We start from the raw sequence: 16,221 nt of genomic DNA, 5'->3' as shown, positions 1-16,221 counted from the left end.
CTATCATACGCATCATGCGATTATTCTAAGAGATTGGCGGGACAGATATGCTTTTGTGCGCACAATACATTCTTCCCATCACGTCCGAGCCGTTTCAGAAGGGCGCGGTGCTTGTCCGCGACAACGTCATCCGCGACATCGGCACGGCCGAGATGCTCAAGCTGCGCTATCCCGACGAAGAAGTGGTCGATTTCGGCCAGGCGGCTATCATGCCGGGCCTCGTCGACCTGCACACGCACCTCGAGAACTCCGTGATGCGCGGTATCGTGCACGATGTGCCCTATACCACGTGGGTCACGTCCATGTTGGAGAAAAGCGCAAAGATGGACGTGAGCGACTGGTACGACTCCGCTATCCTCGGGGGTCTTGAAGCGCTGTCCAGCGGCATTACCTGCGTCGCCGATATCACTGCCACCGGCGCCGCATGCACCGCCACGCAGAAGTTGGGCATGCGCAGCGTCATCTACCGCGAGGTGGGCGCCATGGACAAGCGCCGCGTCGATTACGCCATGCGCATCGCCGAGAACGACATCATGCACTGGCGCGAAGAGGTTGACGGCGACCGCATCACCATCGGCGTGGCTCCCGCGGCTATGTATGCCTGCCATCCGTCCATGTTCTCGAAGGTGTCCGAATTCGCTCGGCGCGAGAACGTGCCCGTCGCCATGCACGTGGCCGGCAACCGCGAAGAGTACAACTTCATCAAGTACGGCTCGTCGCCGTTCTCGGTGCACACGATGGACCAGAAGCGCGGCTTCGTGGAGATTCCGCCGTGGCTGCCCACCGGCACGACGCCCGTGCGCTACGCTTTGAACTGGGGCGCGTTCGAGTCCGACAACGTGCTGGCCATCCACTGCGTGCACGTGGACGACAAAGACGTGCAGAAGCTGAAAGAGTACGACGTGGCCGTGGCCGTGTGCCCGCGCTGCAACGCGCAGCTGGGCATGGGCGTGGCTCCCATCAACGAGTTCATGCGCGCAGGCCTTCGCCTGGGCATGGGGACCGATTCGCCGGCCGCAACCGACTCCACCGACATGCTCACCGAGATGCGCATCGGCATGCTGGTGCAGCGCGCGGTGAACGTGGGCGAGTTCCTGGATTCGGCCACCATGCTGGAGATGGCCACCATCGGCGGCGCCCGCGCGCTCAAGCTGGACGACAAGATCGGCTCCCTGGAAATAGGCAAGCTGGCCGACATCATCGCGGTCGACCTGTCCGGCTCGCATCAGACGCCCACCACCGATCCGGTTTCGGCCGTGGTCAACACCTGCAGCGGCGCCGACATCCTCATGACCATGGTGAACGGCACCGCGCTGTACGAGAAGAACAAGTGGAACGTGGGCGTCGAGGTTGCCAGGAACATCGCCCGCATCATCGAAATCCGCGGTAAGTTGAGGTTGTAATCTATGGGAACGAACCAGAAGTTAACGGCACAGCAGAAAAGCGAGCGCATCCGCGCTGCTCAGGAGCGAGAGCGCAAGGAAAAGGAGCGTCGCGAGGCGGCCGCGCGCACGAAGAAGATATTCACCATCGTCGTGTGCGTCATTCTCGTGCTGGCGTTGGGCATCCCCACCGTAGCCCTCGCCTTCCTGGGGAACGGCTCCTAGCTTCCGCCCGATGACGAAGGGCGTTCGCAGCGTCTCCCGCTTGCGGACGCCCTTCGCGTTTCCCGTGTGAGAATCCGTCATGCTTTTTCTGTAGAGCTATCTCGTTCGGGTCGACGGGGAGTGTTTGTGATACTATGAATCGTTGCCGCGCACGGGGCGCGGAGTCGAGAGTAGAGTAACCGCACAAAGGGGTTTGCTTTGTTTGGTATAGGTGGATTCGAGCTATTCCTCATTCTGCTGTTCGGGTTTTTGATCTTCGGACCCGACAAGCTGCCTGCTATGGCTAAGACGCTGGGCAAGGCTATCAACAAGTTCAGAAGCGCACAGGAAGAAATGAACAAGGTGCTCAAGACGGAGGTCTACGACCCTACGTCCGATGAGCCGTTCAAGAACCCGCTGGAGGCGCTGTCGAAGGTCGGCGAGATCGGCAAAGACGACAAGGAGGAGAAGACCGAGAGCTTCTCCGAGCGCAAGGCTCGCTACGACAAGGAGCGCGCAGCCAAGAAGGCCGCCGAAGCCGAGAAGGCCGGTGCTGCCGAAACGACTGCGACGACGGCCGCAGCCGCTACGGCGACCGCCGCTGCTGCCAAGCCGGTGGCCAAGCCCGACGGATCGTTCGCCAAGCCGGAAGAGCCGAAGGCTGCGGAGACTGCGAAGCCGGCCGCCAAGCCTGAGTCGACCGCCGCGAAGCCGAAGCCGTCGCCCGACGAGCTGTACGGCACGAAACCCGCCGCTAAGAAGCCGGCTACCAAGCCGACGGCTGCGAAAGCCGCCGCCGCTTCCAAGAGCGCTGCGAAGCCTACGGCCAAGACCGATGCCGAGAAGGCTGCCGCACGCTCTGCCGCGGCGAAGAAGGCCGCTGCAACGCGCGCGGCGAACAGGAAGGCAGCCGCCGAAGCGGCCGCCAAGGCCAACAAGAACGAGAAGGGGGAGTAAGCCATGCCCGTCGGACCGGCACGAATGCCCCTATTCGATCACCTGGGCGAGCTCCGCATGCGCCTGGTGCGCATCATCGCTTGCCTTGCCATCGCCGTAGTCGTGTTCTACATGGCAACGCCTATTATCAGCCAGTTCTTGCTTCAGCCGATTTCTCCGTATCTGCCGGAGGGTACCGATGGTTTGTTGGCGGGCACGATCGTGCTCGATCCGTTCGAGGCGTTTGCGACTCGTTTCAAGATATCGATCTGGACCTCGGTCGTTGCTTGTTCTCCCGTTATCCTATGGCAGATTCTTGCGTTCTTTCTGCCGGCGCTCAAGCCGAGCGAGCGCAAGTGGTTCGTTCCCACGTTTGCCGCGGCCGTGAGCTTGTTTATATTCGGCACGATCTTCTGCTATCTCATTATTCTCGATCCCGCGTTTCAGTGGCTGACGGATCAGGCTGCAGGTCTGGGTGAAGTGGTGCCGCGAGCGTCGACCTATATCGACATGATCATCAAGTTCGAGCTGGGCTTCGGCTTTGCGTTCGAGCTACCGCTCATCGTGTTCTACCTCGTCATCTTCGACATCGTCCCGTACAAGAAGCTGCGCGGCAGCTGGCGCACGGTGTACGTCGTGCTCATGGTCGTCTCGGCTATGGCCACGCCGGACGCTTCGCCGATCACCATGCTGCTCATGTTCGCGGCGTTGCTGGTGCTGTACGAAGGCAGCTTGCTCATCGCCCGCGTCGTCCTGCGAAACCGCATCAAGAAGCAGAACGAGGAGCTTGACGCGGAAGAGGCGGAGGAACGCGCTGCCGAGCTCGGCATCAAGAAGGCCAAGAAATCGAAGTAGCCTTATTCTGATGGTGAAGGCCCGTCGAGATCGACGGGCCTTTTTGCTTTTTCTAGGAGTCATTCGCGCCGTTGACGCATCGATACCTTCGCGCGAATAACTCTTGGGCTACTATAAGCATGAACGATAGAGGCGGAACGGGCACGAAGGAGCACCATGCACGAATTGGGAATCATGACGGGCGTGATGGATGCAGTGACGACATCGGCGCAACAGGCCGGTGCGACGCGCGTGCTGAAGGTGAGCCTGTCGGTTGGAGAGATGACCGAGGCCATCGAAGACGCGCTCATGTTCGCGTTCGAGGCTCTGTCGGAAGGCACGCTTTGCGAAGACGCCGAGCTTCAAATCACCATGGTGAAGCCGAAAAGCCGCTGCTTGGAATGCGGTGCCGAATACGAGCACGATCGTTTCCATATGCTGTGCCCGGAATGCGGCAGCTTCGCCACCGAGCTCATCGCCGGTCGCGAACTGCAAATCGACAGCATCGAAGTGGACATTCCCGACGATGACGAGGAGAACGAGGACTAACCATGCAAATCGATCTGAAGCAGCCTATCCTCCAGAAGAACGATGCGATCGCCTCCGAACTGCGCGAGCGTTTCGCCGAGAACCACGTGTTCGTGCTCGACCTGCTTGCCAGCCCCGGTTCGGGCAAGACGTCCACCATCCTGGCCACCATCGACGCGCTGCGCGACGAGTTCAACATCGCCGTTATCGAGGGCGACATCGCCAGCAGCGTGGATGCCGAGAAGATCAAGGCGCAGGGCATCGCCGCCGTGCAAATCAACACGGGTGGAGCGTGCCACCTGGAAAGCGCCATGATCAAGCGCGCGGTGGACGTGCTGGACCTCGAGCGCCTCGACCTCATCATCGTGGAAAACGTGGGCAACCTCGTGTGCCCCACCGACTTCGATTTGGGCGAGAACGCCAAGGTGATGATCTTGTCGGTGCCTGAGGGCGACGACAAGCCGCTCAAGTACCCCGGCGTGTTCCAGGTCGCCGAGGCCGTGGTGCTCAATAAGGTGGACACCATGCCCGTGTTCAACTTCGACCGCGAGGCCTTCGAGGCGGCGGTCACGCAGCTCAACCCGCAGGCTCCCATCTTCCCCATCGCCGCCACGAAAGGCGACGGCGTGGACGCCTGGGCCGAGTGGCTGGCGAACCGCATTCGCGCCGTTTAGTTCCGACGGCTTGTCAGCCGTCGGAACGAAGTCGACGCTGCGAAGCGCCAATGCGCCCGATCTCGCCCCTTTTCCGCTTTCCCTCACGTGCGAAAGCACGCTTCCCTAAAGGGACTTGCGCTTCGCGCGGCGCAGCTGGCGAAACGGGCGATCTCGGGCACCTTGGCGCTTCTCGCTGATATTGGTGGATCTGCGAGATGATGATGGAGGAAGAGGGAGTCGTGGAGAATAGCGAACGGTATCGTCTCTGCGTGAACGCGCTCAAAGGCTTCATGGACGACGCTGGATTCTCCGACGTCGTCATCGGGTTGTCGGGCGGCATGGACTCGAGTTTGGTCGCCGTGATGTGTGCGGACGCGCTGGGCGCGGATCGCGTGCACGGCGTGCTCATGCCGGGCCCGTACTCCACCGACCACTCGGTGGACGATGCGCTCGATCTGGCTCGCAACCTCGGAATCCGGACGCGCACCGTCTCCATCGCGGAACCGTATCGGGCGTTCGAGGCCGCGCTTGCCGAGGCGTGCGGCGGCAAGCTCTCGGGTCTGGCGGCCGAGAACACGCAAGCGCGCTGCCGCATGGTGTGCCTCATGGCGCTGTCGAACGCATACGGCTGGATGCTGGTGAACACGGGCAACAAGAGCGAGGCCATGATGGGGTATTCCACGCTGTACGGCGACACGGCCGGCGCGTTCGCTCCTATCGGCGGCCTGTACAAAACCGACGTGTTCGCCGTCGCCCGCTGGCGTAATCGACAAGCGGAGATCGCCGGCGAGGTTCCGCCTATTCCCGAGCATGTGTTCGTAAAGCCGCCCAGCGCCGAGCTCTCACCCGACCAGGAAGACGAGAAGAGCATGGGCATCGATTACCCGACGCTCGATCGATTGTTGAAAGCGCATGTGGATCGCGGCTTGGATGCCGCAGCGTTGGTGTCCGAAGGGTTCGATGCGGCCGACGTCGAGCGCGTGCTGCGAACGGTGCGCGCGACCGCATTCAAGCGAGCTTTGGAGCCCCCGTGCCCCGACGCCACGTTCTACGAGTAGCGTCCCCTTGGCACCTCCCTTGGCACGCTGGGCTCGTTTCGCAGTCTCCATTGCGCAGATTGCGTGACGGCATGTCGGCGCCTCACGACAAAACGTTTTCGCGTCACTATACTCTGAGGCCGTTCGTTTCCGTTTCCGTCGCAAAGGAGGTCGTCCGTCGTGGAGCGTCGTTCGTTCTTCAAACTTGCAGGCTTGTCCGCTGCGGTATTGGCCGTGGGCGGAACCCTCGGCGCATGTGAGGCGGGAAAGCTGCCGGACAATCCTCTGGCGGCGACGAACAAAGCCAACGAAACCGCTGGTCAATCAAGCGTAATGGGGCAGCCGCCCATCGCCTTCGATGCTGACGTGGATGTGTTGATCGTGGGCAGCGGGGTAGCGGGGTTGTCTGCCGCCATGGATCCGCTCGAGGCGAAGCGCTCCGTTATGGTGGTCGAGAAACTTGATCTGTTGGGCGGCGAAAGCTACGAGTCGAACGGCGTTATGCGCATCGCCGGCACGACTGCGCAGCAGGATGCGGGCGTGAATGCGACGGTTGACGAGGCATGGGGGGCGCGCAAAAAGGAGTTGAGCGCTGCAGGCGACGATGATCTTGATTTCGCAAAGACCCTGTTCTTCGCGGCCACCGAATGGGCGAATCGCCTGGCATCCGATTACGGGGCGCAGTTCGCCGATCCGAAAACCTTCGTGGACGGCAAGGTGAATGCGGCTATCATGCTGCCGAAGAACGGCCTCGGTGACATGCAGAGCATTATGATGCCGCTGCGAGACGCCCTCACGGCGAAAGGCGCCACGTTTTCTACGGGCCATCGGGCGGTCGCGTTCATTTTGGATGAGGACGGCGCGGCGTGCGGGATGCGTTTCTATGCAGGGTCGGGCGCATCGGTGCTCGACGTGCGGGCTCGGCGCATCGTTGTCGCGACAGGCGGGTTCGCCAGCAGCCAGCCGCTCGTGCATGAGCATACGCCCGATTATGAGCGCGTGGGGTGCTACACCGTCGCCTCCATGGGCGAGGGTCAGCAGCTGTGCGCGCTTTTGGGCGGCCAGCTGGTGAACATGGACAAGGCTGCGCCGCTTACCGGCAGCTTGCCGCAGGCGACCGCCTGGGGCTTGTTCGGCCCCACGGTCATCGTGGATGCGCTGGGGAAGCGTTTCGCGCGCGAGGACGACGCGAACGCTGCGGCGGGCGCCTGCTTCTCGGAGGAGCGCGGCTACTGGTGGACGGTGTTCGGAAAGCAGCTGACCGAGAGCAGCCAATCGCGCAGCGTTGCGGAAGTGGCCAGCAAGAACGCAAAGCGTCTTATCGGGCCGTTCGACGACCTGGACGAGCTTGCCGAGGGCATGGGCGTTTCGCCGGACGTGCTGAACGCCACGTTCGACCGCTACAACGGCTTCGTGAAAGACGGCAAGGACGGCGATTTCGGGCGCACGTTGTTCTTGGAGGAGTTGGAAGGCCCCTACTACGCGCTTAAACAGCTGCCGCAGCGGTACAGATCCAACGGCGGCGTGAAAACAAATCAGTCCGGTCAGGTGCTCAGCGTCGTCGGCGCCGTCATTCCCAACGTCTACTGTTGCGGTGCGGCAGCTGCGTCAAGCATCGGAGGCCTCGCGTCGAACGGCGCGTTCGGCATGCTGGCGGGCAAAGCGGTCGCCGCCGCACTCGACGACGAAGATGCTGCGAAGCAAGCTTCTGACTAAAGAGACGTTAACCCTGTCCCTCTGTCTCGTTTTGACTAATGTCCCAGGGTGTCGCTTTGCGTTGCCGACGGGTTGCCAAGGTGCAAAGCGGCGGATACCGCGTCTCTATAGACTCATGACAGAATGTCCCCATACCTACTAAAGCCGCATGCGGCGCGCATCCGTGCTGCTTGAGAGGCCGTAGACGCGGATGGAAGGACTTCTATGTTCGGGGAGAGCGAGGATGAACGTGGTGCGGGCATATCCCGTCGCGCGTTCCTGACGGGCGCGTGCGTTACCGGAGCTGCGGCGATGGTGGGCGGCCTGAACGCCTGCGCGCCGCCGCAAGACGCCGGCCCCGGCGGCGCCGGCGGAACCGGTTCTGGTGCGAACGGGGGCGCGGTGCCCGTCAGCAAGGCGCCAAGCAAGGTGGACAAGACCTACGACGCCGATCTGCTTATCGTGGGTGCAGGCGGCAGCGGCTTGGCGTGCGCCGTGCAGGCGGCTCTTAACGGAACGAATCTCATCCTTGTGGACAAGAGCAACCAGGTGGGCGGCAATGCGAACTTCGTCGAGGGCATGTTCGCCGTCAATTCCACGTTGCAGCTGGAGCAAGGCATCGACATGCAGCCAGCCGAGATAATGGAAGCCGAGCTCTCGCGCGGTCAGCATCGCCAAAACGGCGATGTATGGCTCGATTTTGTGAGCAAGTCGGCCGACAACATCACCTGGTGCATAGAGCAGGGCGTCATGTACTCCGGCAAGGTGGACGACTATCGCGTCGGCCTATTCCCCACGTTCCACTGGTTCAAAGACGGAAAGGCGGCTGTGGGATACGTTGAGCCGATGAAGGCGCGGCTCGAAGAGCTGAGCGTGCAGCTGCATCTCAAAACCGCAGTGAACGGCCTCGTCATGAAGAACGGCAGGGTGATCGGCGCCTACGCAGACGGAGGCGAGGGCGTGGTGCGGTACAGCGCGAAGGCGGTGGTGCTCGCAACCGGCGGCTTCGGCGGCAACGAGGAGATCGTCGCCGAGCAGGGTTGGAACACCGATGGCATACGCATCGTGGGCTCGCCGAACGCTGCAGGAGACGGCTATCGCATAGCCATGGACAACGGCGCATGCAGCTTCATGGCCGATTCGGCTCAGTCCATCCTGTACGCTATCGAGGCTTTTCCTCCCATCGACTTCCACGATGCGGCTGAAAACCCGCTCTACGGCTATTTCGGCATCGCCTCGGGCGGTCCCGTGCTGTGGGTGAACGAGGCGTGCCGGCGCTACACGCGCGAGGACCTCGCGAACGACAACCTCGCGTTGCAGTGCCTTCCGGGTAAGGGCAACAAGGGGAATTACGTGGTTTTCGACCAGGCCATCTTCGATCGGTTTTTCGGTAAAAACGACGATGCGAAGAAAGCCTTCTACGACGCGATCAAGGCTAACGGTGGAGGCAGCATCTACCAGAGCGATTCCTTGGCCGATCTCGCCGGAAGATTCAACCTCGACGCCGATGCGCTCAAGGCTGCGGTCGATCGCTACAATGAACTGTGCGGAGAGGGGGCTGACAGCGACTTCGGCAAGGCGGCCGGCCTCATGGCGCCCATCGAGACGCCTCCGTTCTACCTGGCAAAACTGTCGTACAACTACTTCTTCTCGGTTGGCGGCATCACCACCGACGGGCGGCATCGCGTGCTGGACGGGCGCCGCAACCCTATCGAGGGTCTCTATGCCATCGGCAACGACGGCAATATGCTGTACCGCAACGTGTACACCATCAACATGCCGGGCGTCGCGTTCGGCCATCAAGTGAACAGCGGCCGCGAGGCGGCGAATGCCGTGTTGGAATATCTGGATCGGTAGAGAATGCGCCGGAAGGCTCCCGGAGCGGGAGCCTTCCGGCGTTGAGGGAGGGGACAGGATGCTTTACGCCTTCAGCGCTTCGACTACGGCTTTGCCGGAGATGAGGCCGCTGCCCGCGTTCGGAGAGAGGTCGCTGCCGCTATCGGCCACGGTCGAACCGGCGCAGTAGACGTTGGGGATGGGATTGCCGTCCTTGTCCGTCAACTGGCTGTCGGTCGTGATCTTCATGCCGCCGTGCGTCTTGTAGCGGTACGGGAAGTGCTTCATCGCGTAATACGGTGCGGAAAGCGACTGCAGGAACAGCTTCTTGCCGAACTCGGTGTCCTCGCCTGCGGCCACCATGGCGTCGTAGGTCTCGAACGTGGCCTTCAGTGTGTCGGCCGGAACATCCATCGCTGCCGCCAGCTCATCGAGCGAGTTGCACGGGCCCACGAGGCGGTCGGCGTTGCTCTTCATGTTCATCTCGACGTTCCATTTCTGGCTGCTGTTGATGGCCTGATCGTCGAAGATGGTCCACCAGAAGCCCAAGCCCAACTCGACGGCCTTGTCGGGCGAGTCGTGGCTCTGATCCTCCTTGATGAAGCGGCGGCCCTGCGGGGTTACCTGGACTTGCGGCGAGAAGTAGCCCCACACCGTCACCTGAGCGAGGTCGCTCATGCGGTTCGCTTCCATGTCCATGTGGGTGTACACGCCGCCGATGGCCTTGCACAGCTGGTGGCCTTCGCCCATGGAGTTCACGGTCAGCGGCCCCAAGCGAGCCTGGCTGGGCAAGTACGTGGAAACCATCTCCTGGTTGCAGGAGAAACCGCCCGTGGCCACGATGATCTTCTTTGCGCGGATATCGACGGTCTTGTTGTTCTTCTCGTCGTTGAAGCGCACGCCGATGGGCGCTCCCTCTCCGTCCACGATGAAGTTCGTGGCGCGCAGGTTCAGCTTGTACGTGGCGCCTTTCTGCTCCAAGCCCTTCTGCAGCGGCGTCAGCACCGCCTGCATGTCGCCGATGCCGTTGCCGGGCAACAGCATGGACGTGGGCGCGCCCGTGTTCATGTAGTCGGTGATGGGTTGGAACACCGAACCGTAGTCGGCGGCCACGCGGTTCGCCCATTCGGTTTGGTAGACGTAGACGTTGTGCTTGTAGTCCATGTCGTCGGTCTCGCCCTTTTTCTCGAGCACGGGCAGGAACTTCTCCCACATTTGCTCGGGGTCGCCCTCGATGCCGGCGTCTTTTTGCATTTTTGATCCAACGACGTTCATGACGCCGCAAGCGATGAAGCTCTCTCCGCCCACGCGGTCGAGCTTGTCCACGAGCATCACTTTATGGCCGGCTTCGACCGGATCCATGGCTGCCGACATGCCGGCGATGCCCGTGCCCAGAATGAGAACGTCGGTTTCTTCGCTGAACGAGACGGGGGCGGTGCCAACCACCTGTTCGGCCTCGCCGGATCCGCCGGTCGAGCCGCCGTTCGGCGAGCATCCTGCCAGTGCGCCGCCTGCGGCGATAACCGCACCCGAGGCGATGGCTGCCTTCAGGAAATTGCGGCGATTCATTGCTGATTCCATACTGTTCCTCCCTGTTGTCGCATGATGGCTCCTTTGCGTCGCGGTTGAGCGACGACTGGTTCACCCTACGTTCGATCTGGGGAATCGTCACCGTCCGTTTCGGACTAAATTGCTGTGGAAGGCCGGAATCCTGCATGTTTGCTTCGTGCGCTTCCGACGTTTCCGGTATGATGCCCCTATGAGGGAAACGGGAGGGAACAGACAAAAACAGCCGTCGCGCGCGTGGGCTCATCCCGCTGTATACTCAGCCGTGGTCATTTTGGGTTTCGGATTGTATCGCGGCGTGAATTCGAACGTCTACCTCTCCGCATACGCGTTCGTGAAGGCGCCCTTCATGTTCGTGCCCGATCTGTTCTTCAACGTAGTGGTGGCATGTTCCATCATCGTGTGCTCGGCCGTCGCTGTCACCCTTGCCTGGACGGGGCGTCTCAAGGCGAACACCATGCCATACGTGCTGCCGACGGCATTGTTGTTGGCGGGGAACCTCGCTGCGTTGCTGGGCGTGATCTTGTCGCTGCCGCCTGATCTAGCGCTGCTGGTTCCCGGCTTGCTGTACGGTGCGGGCAGCGTCATGCTGTCGCTGTTCTGGATCGAGGTGCTCTCGGCGAGCCGGCCCAGCTCCATCGTGGTGCAGATTGCGCTCGGCATGTTGCTGAACGTGGTGGTTTCCTCGGTGCTATCTCCGTTGCCCGGAGACGTCCAGATGCGTTCGAGCTGCGTTTTGCTGCTCGTCTCGGGTCTGTGCGCGTGGTTTGTGCGCCGTCGGTTGCGAGCCGCTTCCTGCGAGGTGGAAACGCATAACGAACGGCCGATCGCCGAAACGGTATCCGCCGAACCTGCCGAAGCGCTTTCTTCGAAAACTTCCTTGCGGGCTCGTTGGGGCGCGTATCGCGATGCATTTTTGGAGTTGGGCGACTCGCTGGTGGCGTTTTTCGTGCTGGAAGCCGTCATCGGGTTGCTCAACAGCTTCATGCTGGCGGGATCCATCGATTTCGAGGGCTCGGGAGCCGTGTCGGCTGCGGCCATTGTGGGCGCAATCGTCGTGTTCTGCTTCATCGTGTTCGTTGCGCATCGCATCCCCAAGGTGTCCACGGTATCGCGTGTGGTCATGCCCGTGCTCGCGGCCATGCTGGTGTTCCTGCCGTTTCTCAGCGAGCGCTACAACCTGGTGTTCTCCATGCTGTTGCTCGGCAGCTACTACTTCGTCGCGCTGCTCATCACCTATCTTATCGCCGAGGCGGCACAGACGCGCAAGGTATCGCCCTACGTGCTGATGGGCGTGGCTATGGGCGTCGCGCGCGTATGCCTGGCCGTGGCGCTGTTGTCGGGGTACGCGGCCGGGGTCGCCGGCGGCGGTCCGGGCGACGAGGCCGAGCATACGATGCGCTATCTCGTGATCATCGTCGTGGTGCTGTATGCTCTGTGCATGGCGCTCGTGTTCTTCTCGCGCGATCGCAAGCGACGACGCGCCGAAGAGGCTTCTGCCGATGCGCCGAACGAGAGCGCGGTCGGAACCGATTCGGTTTCGGTGCCCGAGATCGACTCGACGCTTGACGCGTGCTGTGCAAGCGTCGCCCGGGAAGGGGGCTTGACCGAGCGTGAGGCCGAGATCCTCGTCTACCTTGCACGTGGCAGGACGAAGGCGTACATCGCCGACGCGCTGTTCGTCACCGAGAACACGGTGCGCAGCCATGTGCGCAACATCTATTCCAAGCTCGACGTGCACACGCGCCAGGAACTGCTTGACCTTCTGGAGCGTTGAAAGGTCGCCATCGGGCGAACATACATCGGCTGGGGTATGGCGCACCTCGGGCGGGTCGCGTAGTATGGGGTCATGGATACCTTTCTGATGAACAACCGACCGATGGGTCCCAAGGATTGGGGGTTCGATGTCGCGGTAACGGCAGCGGCGTTCCTGTTCGGCTGCGTGCAGCTCATGTTGGCCGCTTCGTCCATCGTGATTCCCGATCTGGCGCTGCGCCAGTATCTCGGCATGGTGAACGTGGTGCCTAACGTGCAGGTGTTCGTAGCGCTGGCGGTCACCACGTTGCCGCTCGTCGTGCGCCGTAGGTTCCCGTGGCCCGTGTTCCTGTTCTGCCTCGTGTCGTTTCTAGGTTTGCAGAACGCGTTCAACGGGTTCTCGCTCACCATCGTGGGCCCGGTGGTCGCCCTGTACACCATCGCCAGCGAGCGCGGTCGTGCCGAGACGGTCGCGGCGGTACTTCTAGCGGTGGCCGGCCTTCTGTTCGCCGATGCCCATGCCGCCACGGCCAACATGGTGCTGTTCACGCGTTTCCAGAATATTGTGCTCGCGGTGGCCGCCGGCTTGGCTGGCTATGCGTATCGAACCCATCGCGCCTACGTCAAGGCCACCGAGGATCGCGCTGCCGAAGCCGAGCGCACCCGCGAGGAAGAGGCGGCTCGGCGTGTGGAGGAGGAGCGCGTGCGCATCGCGCGCGAAGTCCACGACATCACGGCGCATTCGCTGTCGGCGGTCAGCATTCAGGCGGCGGCTGCCGAGCGCATGATCGATCGCGATCCCGCCGCGGCGAAGGAGGCTATCTCCGCCGTGCGCACCACTGCGAAAGGCGCGCTCGCTGACATTCGCAGCATGATCGGCGTGCTGCGCTGCGGCGATGACGCGGCCGAAACGTCGCCGACATCCGGTACCGAGCGGTTGGACGATTTGCGTGCCTACCTCGGAAACGCCGGAATCGAAACCACGCTCGACGCGGCCGCCTACTGTCGTGCGGACGTGCCGGCCCACGTGGACATGGCGTTGTTCGGCATCGCCCGCGAGGCTGCTACGAACATCGTGCGCCATGCTGGTGCTCACAAGGCGCTCATCCGCCTGGCCGTCGAGGACGGACGGGCGCGTTTGGTGGTGGAAGACGATGGCGTCGGGTGCGGGCTCTCGGCGTCCGCGGCCGCATCGGGCGCGCTGCCCCAGGCTGTCGACGGAGAGGGGCACGGCATTGCCGGCATGGCCGAGCGCGTGCACCTGTTGGGCGGCACGTTTTCGGCGGGCGATCGAGCCGGCGGCGGCTTCCGCGTGGTTGCCTGCTTGCCGATGAAGGGAGCGGAGGCGTAAGTGGAAGAGCGCGTGCAGGTGCTGGTGGCGGACGATCAAGATCTCGTCCGCAGCGGTTTCAAGCTCATACTGATGTCGTACGACGGCATCGACGTGGTAGGCGAGGCGCGCGATGGCCATGAAGCGGTGGAACTGGCGTCGCGGCTGCATCCCGACGTGGTGCTCATGGACATTCGGATGCCGCGTATGAACGGCATCGAGGCCACGCGCGCCATTCGCGACGATGCCGCGCTTGAAAACGTGCATGTGCTCATCCTCACGACGTTCGATCTGGACGAATACGTGTACGATGCTTTGGCCGCCGGGGCCAGCGGCTTTTTGCTCAAAGATGCCGAGCCCGACGAGATCGCTTCCGCGGTGCGCGTCGTCGCCCAGGGCGATGCGCTCATCGAGCCCTCTATCACGCGCCGCCTTATAGAGACGTTCGTCGCTGCACGGCCGGCTTCGCTCGGCGGTGCTGCAGCCGTTGCGGCCGGTCTACGCACTCTTACCGACCGCGAGCGCGAGATCCTCGCCCTGGTTGCGCGAGGTTTCACGAATGACGAAATAGGTTCCGAGCTGTTCATCTCGCCCGCCACGGTGAAAACGCACCTGGCCCGTATCATGGCGAAACTCGATGCCCACGACCGCGCCCAGCTCGTTGTCCGAGCCTACGAAGGCGGCCTCGTGAGGCCAGGCATCCGGTAGCCGTTCGGTGGCAAGCGAACTGATGCCGCATGCCAAATGGCGACTCGAGTAAATTGTGATGATCGTTTGACGATTGCGCAAAATCTCAGTCACGAGCGCTCAGATTTCTTTGAATGCCCTTGCATTCAGTGTTGATGATGCTATGATAACGCAGTGTTTAGCACTCGTTACCGATGAGTGCTAGCAGTCACCACTGCTGAGTGGTTAAATAGCGAACATGCGACAAACGGGTTCGTGCATACGTCGGACGAAAGGAAGGCAACGTTATGAATTTGAAACCTCTGGGTGATCGCGTTATCGTCAAGCAGGACGAGGCTGAGGAGACCACCGCTTCGGGTCTGTTCCTCGCGACGGAGGCGAAGGAAAAGCCCCAGAGCGGTACCGTTCTGGCCGTGGGCGAGGGCAAGCTCGACAAGGACGGCAACCTCGTTCCCGTTCCCGTGAAGGTCGGCGACAAGGTCGTGTACGGCAAGTTCGGCGGCACCGAGATCAACGTCGAAGGCGAGGACGTGCTGATCCTCCGCGGTGACGACCTCTACGCTGTGTTTGCATAAAAGGCGCCGGTTGATTCAACGTTGGTAATAGCAGGGTTTTCGTGGTGAGGCTCATAGCCACGAAGGTTCCGGGTGCTTGAGCTAAGCGGCCTTATTGGCCGTGTGCGAAAGCTCCCGGGTTCTGAGCGGCTAGGAGGCCGCCACGAAAAGCCGTCAGGTTGAAAGGATATGAGCAATATGGCTAAAGAGATTAAGTTCGAAGCCGACGCGCGCAGCGCGCTTGCTGCCGGCGTCAACAAGCTGGCCGACGCCGTCAAGGTGACGCTCGGGCCCAAGGGTCGTTACGTGGCGCTGGAGAAGTCCTACGGTGCTCCGCTGATCACGAACGACGGCGTAACCGTGGCCAAGGAAGTCGAGCTCGAGGACCCCATCGAGAACATGGGCGCCCAGCTGGTTCGCGAAGTGGCCGTGAAGACGAACGACGTCGCCGGCGACGGCACCACGACGGCCACGCTGCTGGCTGACGTCATCGTGTCCGAGGGCCTGCGCAACGTGACCGCCGGCGCCGATGCCCTGGGCATCCGTCGCGGCATCCAGAAGGCCACCGACGCTGTGGTCGAGGCCATCAAGGCCGACGCCACCCCCGTCTCCACCAAGGAGCAGATCGCGAACGTCGGCACCATTTCCGCCGGCGACGCCGAGATCGGCGAGAAGATCGCCGAGGCCATGGATGCCGTGGGCAAGGACGGCGCCATCTCCGTCGAGGAGAGCCAGACGTTCGGCATCGACATGGACATCGTCGAGGGCATGCAGTACGAGCGCGGCTACATCTCGCCGTACATGGCCACCGACATGGAGAAGATGGAGGCCGTCCTCAGCGATCCCTACATCCTCCTCACCGACCAGAAGGTCACCAACATCCAGGACATGGTGCCCCTGCTGGAGGAGATCATGAAGTCCGGTCGTCCGCTGTTCATCGTTGCCGAGGACGTCGAGGGCGAAGCGCTGGCCACCATCCTGCTGAACAAGCTGCGCGGCACGTTCAACTGCGTCGCCATCAAGGCTCCCGGCTTCGGCGATCGCCGCAAGCGCATCCTCGAGGACATCGCCGCCGTCACGGGCGCGCAGGTCATCGACAAGGACTTCGGCATGACCATGGCCGACGCCCGCATCGACATGCTGGGCCATGCCAAGACGGTCAAGGTCACGAAGGACTCCGCCCTCATCGTGGACGGCGCCGGCGACAAGAAGGCCATCGAC

Annotated in this window: 15 protein-coding genes (1 of these 15 cut by a window edge); 14 read left to right on the top strand and 1 reads right to left on the bottom strand. The window is 62.3% G+C overall.

From position 1 onward, the window contains the following. Positions 1 to 47: 47 nt before the first annotated feature. The 9 genes from ELEN_RS14215 (at position 48) to ELEN_RS14175 (ending at position 9,129) form a co-directional block, all read left to right on the top strand. Positions 48 to 1,403, top strand: coding sequence for an amidohydrolase family protein (locus ELEN_RS14215; RefSeq protein ID WP_009305197.1), 1,356 nt, complete (start codon positions 48 to 50; stop codon positions 1,401 to 1,403). 3 nt (positions 1,404 to 1,406) lie between these two features. Then, positions 1,407 to 1,607, top strand: coding sequence for a hypothetical protein (locus tag ELEN_RS14210; protein ID WP_009305196.1), 201 nt, complete (start codon positions 1,407 to 1,409; stop codon positions 1,605 to 1,607). Between the two features lie 198 nt (positions 1,608 to 1,805). Continuing rightward, positions 1,806 to 2,543, top strand: a complete 738-nt coding sequence (locus ELEN_RS14205) for a Sec-independent protein translocase subunit TatA/TatB (RefSeq protein WP_009609086.1) — start codon at positions 1,806 to 1,808, stop codon at positions 2,541 to 2,543. A 3-nt stretch (positions 2,544 to 2,546) separates the two neighbouring features. Continuing rightward, on the top strand, positions 2,547 to 3,377 hold the full coding sequence (gene tatC / locus ELEN_RS14200) for a twin-arginine translocase subunit TatC (RefSeq protein ID WP_009305194.1): 831 nt from the start codon (positions 2,547 to 2,549) through the stop codon (positions 3,375 to 3,377). Positions 3,378 to 3,533: 156 nt separating this feature from the next. Continuing rightward, positions 3,534 to 3,905, top strand: coding sequence for a hydrogenase maturation nickel metallochaperone HypA (hypA, locus tag ELEN_RS14195; protein ID WP_009305193.1), 372 nt, complete (start codon positions 3,534 to 3,536; stop codon positions 3,903 to 3,905). Positions 3,906 to 3,907: 2 nt separating this feature from the next. Beyond that, a complete protein-coding gene (gene hypB / locus ELEN_RS14190; protein WP_009305192.1) occupies positions 3,908 to 4,558 on the top strand; it encodes a hydrogenase nickel incorporation protein HypB in 651 nt (216 codons plus the stop codon). 197 nt (positions 4,559 to 4,755) lie between these two features. Further along, positions 4,756 to 5,598: an NAD(+) synthase gene (nadE, locus tag ELEN_RS14185; RefSeq protein WP_009305191.1), complete on the top strand. Its 843-nt coding sequence runs from the start codon at positions 4,756 to 4,758 to the stop codon at positions 5,596 to 5,598. A 159-nt stretch (positions 5,599 to 5,757) separates the two neighbouring features. Further along, the gene (locus ELEN_RS14180) at positions 5,758 to 7,293 is read left to right on the top strand and encodes an FAD-dependent oxidoreductase (RefSeq protein ID WP_009305190.1); all 1,536 of its coding nucleotides are present in this window, start codon (positions 5,758 to 5,760) and stop codon (positions 7,291 to 7,293) included. A 204-nt stretch (positions 7,294 to 7,497) separates the two neighbouring features. Next, the gene (locus ELEN_RS14175; protein ID WP_009609042.1) at positions 7,498 to 9,129 is read left to right on the top strand and encodes an FAD-dependent oxidoreductase; all 1,632 of its coding nucleotides are present in this window, start codon (positions 7,498 to 7,500) and stop codon (positions 9,127 to 9,129) included. Between the two features lie 63 nt (positions 9,130 to 9,192). Here ELEN_RS14175 and ELEN_RS14170 read toward each other — a convergent pair whose 3' ends face one another. Continuing rightward, entirely contained in the window at positions 9,193 to 10,677 is a 1,485-nt protein-coding gene (locus tag ELEN_RS14170) for an FAD-dependent oxidoreductase (RefSeq protein ID WP_233975688.1), read from the bottom strand. Between the two features lie 190 nt (positions 10,678 to 10,867). Between ELEN_RS14170 and ELEN_RS14165 the strand changes: the two genes are divergently transcribed. The 5 genes from ELEN_RS14165 to groL all read left to right on the top strand — a co-directional run. Next, positions 10,868 to 12,451, top strand: a complete 1,584-nt coding sequence (locus ELEN_RS14165; RefSeq protein ID WP_009609056.1) for a helix-turn-helix domain-containing protein — start codon at positions 10,868 to 10,870, stop codon at positions 12,449 to 12,451. 87 nt (positions 12,452 to 12,538) lie between these two features. Further along, entirely contained in the window at positions 12,539 to 13,780 is a 1,242-nt protein-coding gene (locus tag ELEN_RS14160) for a sensor histidine kinase (RefSeq protein WP_015761425.1), read from the top strand. Next, positions 13,781 to 14,467, top strand: a complete 687-nt coding sequence (locus ELEN_RS14155) for a response regulator transcription factor (protein WP_009609029.1) — start codon at positions 13,781 to 13,783, stop codon at positions 14,465 to 14,467. Between the two features lie 266 nt (positions 14,468 to 14,733). Then, the gene (locus ELEN_RS14150; protein WP_009305184.1) at positions 14,734 to 15,021 is read left to right on the top strand and encodes a co-chaperone GroES; all 288 of its coding nucleotides are present in this window, start codon (positions 14,734 to 14,736) and stop codon (positions 15,019 to 15,021) included. Between the two features lie 177 nt (positions 15,022 to 15,198). After that, positions 15,199 to 16,221, top strand: partial view of a chaperonin GroEL gene (gene groL, locus ELEN_RS14145; protein ID WP_009305183.1) — the 5' portion only. It continues 615 nt past the right edge of the window; only the first 1,023 of its 1,638 coding nucleotides appear in the window; the start codon lies at positions 15,199 to 15,201; its stop codon lies beyond the right edge, outside the window.

The organism is Eggerthella lenta DSM 2243 (assembly GCF_000024265.1).
In the GTDB taxonomy this organism is placed as follows: domain Bacteria; phylum Actinomycetota; class Coriobacteriia; order Coriobacteriales; family Eggerthellaceae; genus Eggerthella; species Eggerthella lenta.
The sequence above is the reverse complement of the archived record's forward strand: the minus strand, read 5'-3'. Positions and strand labels throughout refer to the sequence as shown.

What these genes read in the sequence shown, in the direction of transcription:
- ELEN_RS14215 (WP_009305197.1), top strand. Translation starts at nt 48, where the DNA reads ATGCTTTTGTGCGCACAATACATTCTTCCCATCACGTCCGAGCCGTTT.
- ELEN_RS14210 (WP_009305196.1), top strand. Translation starts at nt 1,407, where the DNA reads ATGGGAACGAACCAGAAGTTAACGGCACAGCAGAAAAGCGAGCGCATC.
- tatC (WP_009305194.1), top strand. Translation starts at nt 2,547, where the DNA reads ATGCCCGTCGGACCGGCACGAATGCCCCTATTCGATCACCTGGGCGAG.
- hypA (WP_009305193.1), top strand. Translation starts at nt 3,534, where the DNA reads ATGCACGAATTGGGAATCATGACGGGCGTGATGGATGCAGTGACGACA.
- hypB (WP_009305192.1), top strand. Translation starts at nt 3,908, where the DNA reads ATGCAAATCGATCTGAAGCAGCCTATCCTCCAGAAGAACGATGCGATC.
- nadE (WP_009305191.1), top strand. Translation starts at nt 4,756, where the DNA reads ATGATGATGGAGGAAGAGGGAGTCGTGGAGAATAGCGAACGGTATCGT.
- ELEN_RS14175 (WP_009609042.1), top strand. Translation starts at nt 7,498, where the DNA reads ATGTTCGGGGAGAGCGAGGATGAACGTGGTGCGGGCATATCCCGTCGC.
- ELEN_RS14170 (WP_233975688.1), bottom strand. Translation starts at nt 10,677, where the DNA reads ATGAATCGCCGCAATTTCCTGAAGGCAGCCATCGCCTCGGGTGCGGTT.
- ELEN_RS14165 (WP_009609056.1), top strand. Translation starts at nt 10,868, where the DNA reads ATGAGGGAAACGGGAGGGAACAGACAAAAACAGCCGTCGCGCGCGTGG.
- ELEN_RS14160 (WP_015761425.1), top strand. Translation starts at nt 12,539, where the DNA reads ATGAACAACCGACCGATGGGTCCCAAGGATTGGGGGTTCGATGTCGCG.
- ELEN_RS14150 (WP_009305184.1), top strand. Translation starts at nt 14,734, where the DNA reads ATGAATTTGAAACCTCTGGGTGATCGCGTTATCGTCAAGCAGGACGAG.